This is a genomic window from Aquitalea sp. (assembly GCF_030150775.1).
GTDB classification, from domain to species: domain Bacteria; phylum Pseudomonadota; class Gammaproteobacteria; order Burkholderiales; family Chromobacteriaceae; genus Aquitalea; species Aquitalea denitrificans.
This window is the reverse complement of sequence record NZ_JASLFG010000024.1, coordinates 29,033-42,119: the sequence shown is the minus strand read 5'-3', so window position 1 is coordinate 42,119 and position 13,087 is coordinate 29,033. Positions and strand designations below refer to the sequence as shown.

The following is a 13,087-nucleotide window of genomic DNA, read 5'->3' as shown; positions in this document are numbered from 1 at the left end:
CTTGGAGAACACGCCACCACTGACGCTTGACGAGCGGCTCGCTCAACTCAAACGACCCTTCTGGATTGGCTACCCTCGTGCCCAATCCATCCTCCAGCAAATGGAAGACGTGTTCCAGCATCCGAAGATGCACAGGATGCCCAACCTAGCCGTGATTGGCGAAACTAATAACGGCAAAACCATGCTGCTCAAAACCTTCTACCGGCGCCACCAGCCCGATGAGGCCAATTTCCTGGCCAAACCCACGCTGCCGATTCTGATGCTCCAATCGCCCCCTGAGCCTGACGAGGGTCGTCTATACGCCGACATACTGGCAAAGCTGTTTTCAAAAGCGGGCACACGTGAACCTGCCGAATCCATGCTGCAGCGGATCCGCCTTCTGCTCTCCAACCTTGACACCCGCATGATCATTTTGGACGAGTTCCAGCACACACTCGCCGGCACTGGACGTCGTTTGCGTCGCTTCCTAAACAGTATCAAATATCTGGGTAACGAGCTGCAAATCCCCATCATCGTTGCCGGCACACCGGAAACACTCAACGTGTTGCAATCTGATCCTCAGGTCGCCAACCGCTTTGAACCGCGATTCCTACCCAAATGGTCACTCGATGAGGATTACTTACGGCTACTGGCGACGATTGAGCCGAAACTCGGGCTGGCCAACGCCAGTCAACTGCATGTTCCCAAGATCGCTACTCGGCTTTACGATGAGAGCGAGGGAACCATCGGCGAATTGATGAAGCTGCTGCACAAGCTCAGCGAGAAGGCCATACGCACCGGTTCCGAACGCATCTCTGAAGACATGGTGAGCCATGAGCAGATCCAAGCCATTGGATGGCATGCCCCTTCCGTTCGAAACCGGTACGTTCGCTGACGAAGAAGGACCTTTTTATAAGAACCCTGGACACCACCTACCGATTCAAGTCTCGCCCTATCCAGACGAACTACTGAGTTCTTGGCTGGTACGCATGGCGTGGATGAATGCCGAAAAGTTGCACACGTTCAAAAGACGATTTTGGAAATTCCCCGGTAGCCCCTGGGGAAGAAACATTGACTTGATCTTTCCTTCTGGTGTTCTTCATGCTTTGTCTCAACTGACAGGACGACCCGGAGAAGAAATCGAGGCACACCGACTAACAGCATTCACCGGCATCTTGTTTGAAAAGCCAGGCACCGGCGGTATCGCCCATGGTCTACTAAGCTCCCTGTCGCGTGGCCGGCAGGTTAAGGGGTACGCTCTGCAGTTTTGCCCAGCCTGCCTGAGAGAACAAACCTCCCCATATTTTCGCCTTACGTGGCGTATCAGTTACGTAACGGTGTGCCCAATTCACAACTGCGTGCTTCATGAGAGTTGTCCAGACTGCCGCAGACCTATCGTGATACATCTGGCGGATGCAGGGCAACTGCTTCTACCAGTCAGGGCCCCAACCTCCTTTTGTTCTTACTGCGGGGCAGACTGGCGACAGAGCCGCCCAGCAACGACCTTACTGGATGATGACCTACTATCTTGGCTGAAGGATCTGGCCATAGGCGTAAGTAACAAATGGGTATTGCACAACCAGCAACCCATTTGGGCTTTAAGCTACTACTCCGGATTGAATTTTTTGCTGGCTCATCTACTCGCGGATCGGCCGAATAAGAGGCTGCACCAGATAGTGGCCTCCACAATGGGCTTACTCGACCTCCCACCAAACAGCAAATCTCCGCAATACACCTTCAGCACACTCAGGCTGGCTGATCGAATTTATATCTTAAGGTTGCTGCACTGGCTCCTTCAGGAATGGCCAGACCGGCTCATCTGGGCGTTACGAACCGCAAAGCTGCACTACTCCTACCTAAAAAATTATGGAGGTCGACTCATTCCCTTCTGGATCGATCAGCACCTATATCTTCTGAAAGATCATAAACACATGCCAATTTCACAACAGGAAAAAGCCAGCGTTCGAGCTTACTTAGAAAAACGACACTGGCCGGCCAACCCAAATCAGGTCAACCGCTGGCTCGGCCGGTGGTATGTTGGTACGCAAAATAATGACCCCTGGTAAGGCCAGGTTGTGGTTACACTTGCAGCCCTGCCGCTCGCAAATAAGGTGATGGGAATTGGAGCTTAGTATCACCCCAAGGCATCACTCGCTGGCGAGGATAAGAGAAATATAGAAGCCGTTTAGATCGAGTGACAGCAACAAATGCATTGCGCTTTTCCTCCTCAGTTTCTTTAATCTTTCCTCGTGCCCGATAGTCAGGAAAGACACCATCCGCCATGCAAACTACAAACACCACATCAAACTCCAAGCCTTTTGAAGAATGCACGGTCAGCAGAGCTACCCCGTTCTGGTTGTTTTGCCGAGTGCTGCCCAAAGCCATATTGCTCATGAATCCACCAATCGACCGAGCTCCTCCATTATCCGACCGCAGGTACTGATCCCACTCTTGCGTTAAAACGACTAGGTCTTCATAGATGGATCTTCGATCGTCTTCAGGCAAGTTATCTGCAAACGATTTCAAAGCCCGTACACCCGGCATGAGGTCCAGTCTTTGTGCCTGTTCATAAACCACACGCAAAGCATCTGCTACTGCTCTGCATCGCGGCTCACTCGCCACAGTTGCTACACGCACTAATAAATCAACGACTTCTGCCTGCGATGTAGGAGTGCTTCCAGCAGGAAAAGAGCAACTCCACTTCTTTGCCAAAGCGGCTAGATGCAGCGCGTCTTTCGGATTTGCAAAAACGCGCAAAGCAAGCTGAAACTCCTCCACTGTCTTTGACTCGTTCTCATGGGAGGATGACAATCGTTTAAAGAATGGAACATTCTGAGCTTTTAACTCACGCTCGATTGCAAGCAGAGCAAAGCGTGTTCGTCCCAAAATAGCACAACTTGCCGGAACAATGGGGGCCTCAACGTCGGGGTGCCCCGTTTTCAACAAGCTCACAATGGTATCGACCACCTGCTTCGCCTCGTCCTCTTCGTTTTGACCAACCAACAGCTTAGCAACCCCGGCGATAGGCAGCTGTGCGGCGATCATGTATCGGGGGTCCAATGATTGAGCGACACGTACGACGGCCTGTGACGACCTAAAATTCTCCGCTAATTCGACCTCTTCAGCGTCAAAATCTGTTTTGAACATACTTAGGTATTCAGGGCTCGATGCATTGAACCCATAGATGGATTGTTTTGGATCACCAACCATCATGACGTTTCTAAAACCATCCCCACACAATGCTTTGATAACTGCGTATTGAGCCTCATTAAGATCCTGGGCCTCATCAATGCAAATGTATTGATAAAGCCGGCGATAAAAATCAGCGACCTTAGGGAAGTCTGTGAATAGCCGGTACGTTAATAGCAAAAGGTCGTCAAAATCATACGCCCCACAAGCTCGCAATCCAGCGTTATATGCCTCTACGATCCGCTCCATCAGTGGCTCGATAGTATCTGCATAGGTGATGGGCTGTGCTTTGATCGTCGAAATAGCTTTTAACCACTGGTCAATCAGCTGATTTCTGCCTTTGCTATCTAAGAGATCAAGCTCGGCAGACAGCAGAGGGTCAGCCTCAACTGCTTGTACCAAAATTTGCTTACGATCTTGGTATTGCTCAAAAATTTGCGGCAATACTTCGACGCCCACGAGCTTGCCTCGATCAGCCAGAACATCAAGACAAAAGCCATGCAATGTCCCAATAAAAGCTCGCTGGCGTGATGCCCCGAGATCGTTGAGACGTTCGGTCATCTCGTTGGCGGCTTTATTGGTAAACGTCAATGCTAGGATGCGGAAGTGACCAGCAGTTTTCGTTAAGAGACGCCGCACGCGTTCCGTCAACACCCGCGTTTTACCCGAACCTGGGCCCGCGACGACTAATAATGCCCCATCTTGGTGATCAACCACGCGTTGCTGTGAGTCAGAAAGTCGAGCTTTACTCATACCGTAATCCTAATGTCGAATGGCGCATGCCAAACCAAAATGTAGGGTAATCACATCGAAAAACTCAGATACCTTTGGAGGTATACGCCGCTGCTTATCCGGAAGCGCGGCAATCTTAGACGCGATAGGTGCTGCATGTCGGGTTTTTTTGTCCCTCATCATGTCTAACGCCGCACGTGTACGTCCTCCATCACTGTGATAGTCACGGATCGGCTGAACGCCATCTACCTTTTTTCCCGGCTTACCATGTAGATCAGAAATATATTCATCTAAGGCATTAGCACCACCAATATCATTGAATACCGCTTCAATTTCTGGAAGATACCCGTCACTTAAAAGCTGCGCTTCAAAATCATTGCCATTCGGAAGTACAAAAATATTACGAACTGCAGCAATGTCAGCAATTTTTGCTCTCCCTGCTTCACCACGAAGCGCAGCAATCGTTTTAGCCTCGCCATCAGAAAATACGAACCAAGGAATACCAAAACTATTTGCCAGCCAAATAAATGGGAAATAATTCTGCCCACCAACGCTTACAAAGCTGAAACCGAGCTCGTGAACGCTAGCTCCCCAATAAGTTTCTGCCCAAAGCGGCAAAGCTTGCTCTTCCGTTTCCCCTTCAAATAGTACCAGCGCACGCGCGAAGAGAAGATCTCCACGAGAAGCAATCACTTCCCTCTCCAACTTCCTGCGATCGTCGACTTTTATTTGCGACAGGTCCAGCTTAGCTACAGATGTGATGCCAGCATGCTTCGTAAATAGGCGGATATCCTCCAGCTTGGCTTGCCCCGCAAAGTATGGTGAGTGCGTACTTACAATCCTTTGCCCAGGAATAGATTTGATATGCGAGAAAAGTGCTCGCTGCGCCTGTGGGTGTAAATGTGACTCTGGCTCTTCTAGCGCCAACAAGGTATGAATATGGTCACCATCCTTAGCGGCTAAATGATAGCGCCAAGAAGAAAATGCTCTGAATACAAGCAAAGAGGCTAAACTGCGTGTTCCCATCCCGTGCCGAGTCAACGGAAATGCTTGGGCCCCCATAGTGGCAAATGTGACGTCGACACCCTTTGACAAATCGCGTAAGCGTCGAGCAACAGGGGCAATTTCTACTCCGGCACTATCGGCTGAAACCACTGAACTCATCCCGACCAGATTATCCTTGAGATGCTTGAGCACCTCGCTTCTACTCACAATTTCCTGATTCAGACTGGAGAGCACGGACTCAAACTCCGCAACGTCAGCTGCAGAGAGGCCTAAGTTGTCCGTTAAACGCCGCCAGAAGGACCCCTGCCTGCGCAGATCGTCATCCAGATCTCTTTTTGCATCAATGTAATGAAGTGCCAGTGGCTCTATTTGCGCTGTAGTGACCGTTTTATCGCTCATCTCAGACGCTAACCACTCTAAGGCAGGCTTCCATTCTTTGAGAAACTTCCGATCTAGAACGTAATCACCCTTGACCAAACTCCATGAAAGAGTTGTTCTAAATGCCATCACATCGCGGAATTCCTCATCCTGGGAAATGCCAGGCCCCCATAAGCCTACCCAGTAGCTACCCGCTGGGAAATTATCGACCTCGTTACCAGCCCCATCAACAGGCCGAACCCGTATATCGATCACAACTTGGCGTTCTAACGGAGGCAATGCCTCACCAGTAGCCACATGGATATCATCCTGCCCAAGTGACTTTCGTCCTGCGCCGATTGCTGCATACATTGCATCAAGGAAACTGGTTTTCCCTGCATTATTTGCACCAACAAGTACTGTCAGATCTTCAAGAGCGACTTCAATATTAGTCAGCGACCGGAAATTGGAAACACGAACATGCGTTACTTTTACGCCGCTAGAAGCAATCGAATGATTTGTCATGGCTATTCGTCTGTTTGGGAGGGTGAGAATCAAAATCCAGACTGAACGCCCAGATACCTTATCTTAACCAAGCAAGGACCTCACCATCGCAGAAGCATACCAGCTGGGCGCGGCATGCAACTACGATCGGATATCGACTTGGCGTTACTCAACGACGTTTGACGTGTCTGAACAGTAGGCCCGTGGGTGATTCTCGGCGAGCCTTGTCTTCAGCCGAGATCTGCTTGAACTTCGTCTTGATGCCCTTGATATTTGGAAGACCGGCAATACCGAGAACACCAGAGATCGCACCCAAGGTCGCGTTTCCCGTCAATGCAGCTGCAACGGCCACGGCACCACTCGCTGCGCATGCGCCCACGTCAATGCCATAGAGCTTCAGCTTCTTCTTCCGCGACTCCATCAGCACCTGCTGATGCTTGCGGAATGCTGAGTCCAGATTGTCCACGACTTGATCGGCTGTGCGGAAATAGTTATCCGGATTAATGCCGATAAGATTCGATACGCCGTTCCCTAGCAATTCACGCAATTCATCAGCCAAGCCGCGCTTGCGGATCTCCAACACGGTTTCGGGAGGAACATTGCCAAGCCATTCGAGATTGTTGGCCGCCTCAGACACTAATGCGCGCACCACGTGCATGCTATGACGGTTGGTCAGGTCGTCTTCTCGGGGCACTCCTTGATATTCCATCAGCCAGGTAAAGTGCAACCAAGAGGTCTCTGCGTTGATAAAAGGCGACCCACCGAAGTGGTTAGCTGCCTGCTGTGCTCCCATTGCCTGCGGCATTCTCCCGATACTTGAAGCGAAGACGTGGAGACCCGCGTTCGCCCCATCCATCCCTAGAAAATGGAAATTTTCTTTGAGCGACATCGAAAGCTGCTGAACGGGGTCTTTCCCCCACTCCGTATCGAAGACCAAGCGATCTGGGCCCTTCAGCTCCTTCATCACCTGATCTACCGTCTTGAGATGGACACAGAATTCCCGAAATTCTTCGAGACCTTCAAAGGTTCGCTCGAAGAGGTATTTTGCGTGGGCGCATATGGCGGGAGTGGTACGAAGGATCAACCCATTGCGATCTTCATCGTCAGCGTCATCAGGATTGGGGACGATCATCGCAATTGGAGGGTCAACATCAGCAAGCGCAATGTCTCTGTACGTCATCGCTGTGAGGACGTGCTTGATGACCATCTCCACTATCCGATTAGAGGGAGCAGCCTTCAGCATCGTGCCCAATCGAGTAATGGGGCATGGCAGGATGATCGTATCGACATAGAGTCCTGCCGTTGATACAGCGTTTTCCCAATGGGCAGGGAAAATGTCCCCTGCAAAGACGGCCTTGAGCTGCCGGCTATCTTGAAGGTGATAGCCAGCCACTTCGCCTACTGAAGACCAGAACTCCCGAACGGCATCGACCATCTCTGGCAACACCTCGGAAAGGTTCTGCATCATGTCGTCGTGCCGCGCGGTGATTTCGGCTGCGGCCGACGGTGTTACCTGGGCCTTCTTCATCTGGTCATACAGCCAGCCGAACTCCCGGAAGAGGAAGGCGAAATACTCTTCTTGAACTTGGGCCAAGCTAAAGCATTTCTTGGCATCTTCTCGCTGCTTCATCGCGATCAACGCAAGGGTTGATGCGCGGATGCGTCCATCGAGGGATGTAGGGTCGACCTTGCCATCGGGGCGAAGCCGAATGGCCTCATAGCTACGACGAAATCCGTCTGCTAGCTCTTGGTTGACGAATTGCACCTTGCCCGCTTCCAACTGTTCCTTCAGGAGAAAGACACGGTCAGTAAGGTCTTGAACTTCTTCTTCGGTATATGTTCTGGATGACATGAGTCTTCTTGGACGTTTAGCGATAGTTTGATCAAGACGTTGTTCGCCCTCTTCGGCATTTTGAGGCCAGCTCACCCCTCGACCGATCGCTCCAGGTTGATAGCAGTCATGCTAGCACATAGGCATGGCTTCCACTTTCACTGACCTGCCGACGGTAGACAGACGACCTCAACAACAGCTCCACTCTAACAACTACCTCAGAACCACTACTTACATGTCTTACAACAACGGGGCGATGCGAGTCTCTCACATCAGGGCGTGCAAGCCAGCGTGGTACGGCCGTCACCGTTTCTGCGGACCAGGCATCCGAAGGGAAGCTTCCATCAGATACGCGAACAATTCGGCCGAAGCTGGCGCAGGCCGGCATGGCTGCAGGCATTCGCTTACGATCCTTATCCGGCGTAGCTAGGGAGAGCTAGAGATTTGGGCAGACTCAAATTCGAACGTGCATTGGACCACAGCTTCTGTCACGAGCTCGGTATCGCGAAGGTCATGTGAAAAGACTTGGAGAAGACCATCCTGTGATGGCTGCTGGGGAAACGGTGGCAAAATGAGTTCCTCGCCTTCGATGGCCGCGTCGCGCTCCGGCGACGGTAAGATGACTTGGAAGCTCTCATGGCCGTAAGTCAGTATGAGAAATGCGTAAGGGGCGATGTCCGGCGCATCCTCCTTTCGGCAGATCACACCAACCGTGATCCCATCTATCCGAGCAGGCCCCGGAGTGAAGCTCACTAACACCGGAGCAAGGATCGGCACCTCCTCCAGATGGTCGAAGTTCATAATCCAGGCAAGAGCTTGTCGAAAATTCGGCAACTCAGCTTCGGGCAAAATTGACAGGGCCATCTTGACGAAAGCCTTGTGAACGGACATCGGTCGATAAGGATCGCATTTCAGGGCGAAATCGATCACACGATGATTCTCTCTCGCGACAAATGGCCGATTGTGTTCGTCTTCTCCTGCATTAATATAGAAGTGGTTATTTTTCCTCTCAATCCGCCAACCGGTTTCGCCACCACCCTTGTGGGTAGGAATGCCATTTTTTCCTTTTCGTCCCGTGAGTGTACGCATTGGCTTCGACCAATTACCATAGTCGTTCTCGATGCCCTCCCCAAAAAATGTGTTACAAGTGTCGCACTCGTAACGACTAAACAGCTTCTTGTTGCCAAGCAACTCAGGGAGAGCATGTGCCACAAGCCTGAAACTAACATCGGGAGCCGACCGCCCGCAGAACCGGCATCGGTGCTTGACCGCGTCCACTAGAATGATTTTTTCGCTATCGTCTGACAGGTGGTAAGCACATGCCCCCCGATAGTTGCGTCTGTAGAAGTTGACAGCCTGCTCGTACGTCAAATCCATATTTTACCTTCTCCAGAAACTGCTTGTGCTTAGTATGTCGCACCGCGGCGCCAGCCAAGTCTGACCACCACGTAGTCACGTACAGCCCCAGAGTAAAGGTCACATATCAGCCCTGCTCACAATGACCACTGCGATATCAGTTACCCTATGGTCAATGTTCGACATTACACTGGTCAGTTTGAACCGGCAAAACGTTCGTCTCTATTCGTTGATATCCACAGTACGGGTAACGAGTGCATCCTCTCTTTCCCCACTTATTCAGCACTACCCACCCTCTTTTACAACAAGAACACAGCTCTCGAGGTCCATCCATGCCCACCCACTCAAAGCGAGTTGAGAGATGATCCATCCCCTCCAGTTCCACAATGAACTCGCTAGGGCGAGATTTAACTGTTAGCAAAACCACTTGCTGCTTGGCTCGGGTCAGCGCTACATAAAGTAGCCGCCGCTCTTCCTCCAAGGTATTTTCCAAAGCAGGAAGTAACATTTCGAAAAGGGGATCCGGCAAAAACTCGCCAGGAAACCCCTTATAGCCGCTCTCCATCCCCACGATGATTACGAAATCCCGCCCGAGCCCTTTCGAGCCATGCATTGTTTCATGCTCAATATGAAGAAGAGGCGTAAACCGCTCCGCCAATGCTTTCAAGGTCTTGGAATCACAACCATCCGGGCGCATAGTTTCCTTGCGATTACGCGTAAGAATGAACACCCCCGTTGGCCGAGCCTGGCCATCCTTATCAATCAAGGACGGCAAAGATGCAATTCGTTCTAGCTCACTCACCAGAGCCGCCGTTCTTGCATCGCCCGAATCATCGTGGCCAACCACCCGTACCGCGCCCTCGATTCTCTTATAAATTTCGGCGCAGACTTCTTTATCAATCTGCGCGAGATTGCGCAGCACCAATTGCTTCGATACGTCAGCGATCCCCTGTGCACAACGGAAGGTTTTGGAAAGCTTTTTGACATGTGTAGATCTTGTTGGCTTCACAGGCAGATCCGACCTATGGCTAACCGCCCCATCACGCTTACGCATTTCGTCAGGAATATAAGACAAAAAGGTTCGAATGTCGGCTCCGGCGAAACGGTTGATAGCCTGCCAGTCATCTCCGACACAAAAGAGAATCGACTCTACCGGGAATCTGTCTAGTAAGGCTTGAACAAGATCTGAGCGCAGCTTAGCGATATCCTGAAATTCGTCGACCAGAATGAATTTATAGTTAAATGGAACGCTTTCAGGGGTCGTGCGAAGAATATGAACGGCTTTGTTGATCATATCGGGAAAATCGATCGCCCCTGCATCCTGATATGTCTGCTCCACGGCTTGCACCAAGGGCTGAATGAGCTTCAGGAATAACCGAACACGATGGGGCTCATCTCCAGCCTTCTCCTCTAATTCCGCAAAGCTTAGGCCTGAATCTCGGAACAAAGAAACAAACTTCAATAAAAGATCCTCCAGCTCGTTGCTTTCTCGGAACTGGGCGAGAACCTTCTGGCGTTTTTCTGCCGTAACCGGCTGCACTGGCACCTTGCGCTTTGTCAACGCATTCTCAAGATGCTCAAAAATGGTTCCATCATGGAACTGCGCGCTAGACGTCTCGAGAAACGGCATGAGCTTACTTTGTCGACGCAGCCATCCATATTTTTCCTCGAAAACACCTCGCTTAAAGTCAGCCCGCCTATCGTATTTTTCACCCCCCATCCAAGTGGGAGCCTTCCTGTTCTTATCCTGACCAAAATGTTCATGAAAGATTGGATAAGAATGCTCTGTTGATGTATATACGAAGTCTGGCAAGTAAGGGCGACGCCCCCCAGTGCTAGTAAGTGGCATATCCATTAGTTCCGGCCAATCTTTTCTAAATTCTGGCTCATACCTAAAAGGAACATCGTGCAGGTATAACCAATTAGCAATTTTAGCCTCTTCGCCCGAACGAACACTTAAAGCTGGATTCAACGTTGGAATAGAAGGAGCCCAGCTTTTATTTTTAGCAACTTTTGCGCGAATTGCTTTCTTGCATACCTTTTCGTAACGGGCTTCATTCTCTGCAACCTCAGCCTCACCGAACGCCTCCATTACCGGCTCTGGATGTCGGTAATACGCTACCCACTCAACCAGCAACTCAACAAAAGTAGAGTCTGCAGCGATCAGTCCATCAAGCGCCTTACGAAATAGCCTTCGCCCCGGCTGATCATCTTCCTCTCCATCAGCTTGACGCTTCGCATCCAACGGTATTACCTCAGGACGAATACCCTCCGGCAAAGATGCTTGGTAAATCGCTTTGCCCACCGCATGGAAGGTATCCGCCTTTACTCGAACCCTGCGCCCTAACACCTCCCCCAGCTGTTCGTCGATACGCTCCTGAAGCTCGTCGGCAGCTTTACGGTTGTATGCCAGTGCCAGAATTTCATTATCGTTAAAGAGCCTTGACATCAAGGCATAACCAATTTTACCGACCATCACCGAGGTCTTCCCCGAGCCTGCGGCGGCAATTGAAACGTTTGCATCATCAAAAATCAAAGCTGCCCGCATCTGCTCGTCGGAAAGCCCTTGTTCCAGCTTTGAGAACAGGACTGGCCCGTAGGTTTTGATGGCCTCGTCGATGAAGGCCTTATTGTGTGCCTTCAATTCAGCAGGCAACTCTGTGAACACTAAATCTCTAGCTGCTTCGGTTTGTATTTTTAGAGCCCATACCAAATCTTGGTCTTTGAACAATGCATTACTCTGAAGTCGTTCAATGATCAGATTTGCCTGTTTCGGCCATGTAGCCTTATGCAAAGCCTGCCAAGCTGCCATCGTAGAGCCTCGGCAATAGCACCCCTCTTGAAAAAGCTCGCGCCCACTCTTTAGCACCGTATCTATAGTCTTTTTAAGAGACTCAAGCGCCCTCTGCCCCAGCAGTTGAAACGCAGCACCGATTACCTCCCCAATAGCCTCTAACTGCGCCTTACTTCCATTTAAAGTCAAATATGTAATTCGCTGCTCTTTATTTAGCTGAACATCGATTTCTAAACGGTATGCTTTGACCCAACGGAGCGGCCAGGATGAGTGCGCCACCACCTCCAATCGATGGATCTGTGTGATGGAGAACTTCTCCGGCTCGCCAAATAGACGCTGACATTGCAGGAAGGGACTATCTAGTCGAAGCTTTTGGGGATACTGCAATGAGATTAATGCGAACAATAAATTATCGTTGAATGTAGTTTGCATTTATCAACTAGAGATCAGGAGAAAATTTGAAAATAGAAAAAGATCGGGACGCACTCAATCTACCCAATCCAAGATTGTTGTAGGAAATCATCTCAAAAAGTAATCAAATACGAAGGGGGTTGTGATTTCGGAGTCTTTCGCTGATCGATTGTGGACACAAGATTTATTCGAGCGAGTCAAGCGAAATACAATGGACTACGGCCAAGTATAAACTCCTTTTACAGCATTTGTAGTCTTACTGGGCATGACTAGCCAGTAAGTCATCTCGCTCGAATATCCCTGGTAGGGGGATATACAAACTTGAGAAAGTCCGCAGCCTTTCACCCCTGCCTGAGATTGTCGCGTCGGCGTTTATCCATCCATGCTTGCCAGCCAACGCGATGAGCATGAGCATCATGTAGTGCATGATGCCAGGGCCTATCGGCTCGGGTATGGAAAGCGTTCACCGCTTGGTCAAAAACGGTGGTATCGATCAATGGGCGCAGGTCAAACCATCCAACCAGATTGCCCGGCCACTGCCCACCCATCACAGTCCCTAATACATCGCGGTCGAAATCGCTATCGCACGCGATCATCACTTTTCTGGGCAAGGTGGCAAACCATGTACGCAACCTATCTGGTAGATCGATTTTCTTGACCATAGCACCATGAGTTTGGCCCAGCAGGGGCCACACAGTCGAACGCACAAAAGCACTGCAGCGATCACGATCAAAATCTTGCAGTTCTGCGTAAAAAACATGCTGACCATCCTCGGACACCATTCCGATGCTGATCGGTTCACGGTCGGCGAAGTCGGCAAATTCGGTATCGAGAAAAATTAACATACGCAACCTCCATCGCCGATAGACAAGATTGACGTCGCTATGGGGCTTGCCTTTGTTGCAGCCTCAAGCAAAAGCTAGCAATCT

The 13,087-nt window shown here is 50.5% G+C and carries 8 protein-coding genes; 2 read left to right on the top strand and 6 right to left on the bottom strand.

Going from position 1 to position 13,087, the window contains the following annotated elements; translation table 11 throughout:
- The first annotated feature begins 1 nt into the window (after position 1).
- Together QVF59_RS07655 and QVF59_RS07650 are read left to right on the top strand one after the other, a co-directional pair.
- Entirely contained in the window at positions 2–874 is an 873-nt protein-coding gene (locus QVF59_RS07655) for a TniB family NTP-binding protein (RefSeq protein WP_287878569.1), read from the top strand.
- The gene (locus tag QVF59_RS07650) at positions 813–2,045 is read left to right on the top strand and encodes a TniQ family protein (protein ID WP_287878567.1); all 1,233 of its coding nucleotides are present in this window, start codon (positions 813–815) and stop codon (positions 2,043–2,045) included. The genes QVF59_RS07655 and QVF59_RS07650 overlap by 62 nt, the downstream gene beginning before the upstream one ends.
- Positions 2,046–2,058: 13 nt before the next feature.
- On the opposite strand, the gene QVF59_RS07645 is transcribed toward QVF59_RS07650, so the two are convergent.
- The 6 genes from QVF59_RS07645 to QVF59_RS07620 form a co-directional block, all read right to left on the bottom strand.
- Complete coding sequence (locus tag QVF59_RS07645; protein WP_287878564.1) at positions 2,059–3,921, bottom strand: ATP-dependent helicase; 1,863 nt, start codon at positions 3,919–3,921, stop codon at positions 2,059–2,061.
- Positions 3,922–3,930: 9 nt separating this feature from the next.
- A complete protein-coding gene (locus QVF59_RS07640) occupies positions 3,931–5,787 on the bottom strand; it encodes an ATP-dependent nuclease (protein ID WP_287878561.1) in 1,857 nt (618 codons plus the stop codon).
- A gap of 148 nt (positions 5,788–5,935) precedes the next feature.
- Positions 5,936–7,618, bottom strand: a complete 1,683-nt coding sequence (locus QVF59_RS07635) for a hypothetical protein (protein ID WP_287878559.1) — start codon at positions 7,616–7,618, stop codon at positions 5,936–5,938.
- Positions 7,619–8,023: 405 nt separating this feature from the next.
- Positions 8,024–8,974 carry an HNH endonuclease gene (locus QVF59_RS07630; RefSeq protein ID WP_287878558.1) on the bottom strand — a complete coding sequence of 317 codons (951 nt, stop codon included), beginning with the start codon at positions 8,972–8,974 and terminating at the stop codon, positions 8,024–8,026.
- Between the two features lie 151 nt (positions 8,975–9,125).
- Positions 9,126–12,179 (bottom strand): UvrD-helicase domain-containing protein, encoded by a 3,054-nt coding sequence (locus tag QVF59_RS07625; RefSeq protein ID WP_287878556.1) that lies wholly within the window; start codon positions 12,177–12,179, stop codon positions 9,126–9,128.
- 320 nt (positions 12,180–12,499) lie between these two features.
- Positions 12,500–13,003: a 3'-5' exoribonuclease gene (locus QVF59_RS07620; RefSeq protein ID WP_287878555.1), complete on the bottom strand. Its 504-nt coding sequence runs from the start codon at positions 13,001–13,003 to the stop codon at positions 12,500–12,502.
- Between the last annotated feature and the right edge of the window lie 84 nt (positions 13,004–13,087).

Coding starts and splice junctions, on each gene's coding strand:
- QVF59_RS07650 (WP_287878567.1), top strand. CDS start 813: ATGAGCAGATCCAAGCCATTGGATGGCATGCCCCTTCCGTTCGAAACC.
- QVF59_RS07645 (WP_287878564.1), bottom strand. CDS start 3,921: ATGAGTAAAGCTCGACTTTCTGACTCACAGCAACGCGTGGTTGATCAC.
- QVF59_RS07640 (WP_287878561.1), bottom strand. CDS start 5,787: ATGACAAATCATTCGATTGCTTCTAGCGGCGTAAAAGTAACGCATGTT.
- QVF59_RS07635 (WP_287878559.1), bottom strand. CDS start 7,618: ATGTCATCCAGAACATATACCGAAGAAGAAGTTCAAGACCTTACTGAC.
- QVF59_RS07630 (WP_287878558.1), bottom strand. CDS start 8,974: ATGGATTTGACGTACGAGCAGGCTGTCAACTTCTACAGACGCAACTAT.
- QVF59_RS07625 (WP_287878556.1), bottom strand. CDS start 12,179: ATGCAAACTACATTCAACGATAATTTATTGTTCGCATTAATCTCATTG.
- QVF59_RS07620 (WP_287878555.1), bottom strand. CDS start 13,003: ATGTTAATTTTTCTCGATACCGAATTTGCCGACTTCGCCGACCGTGAA.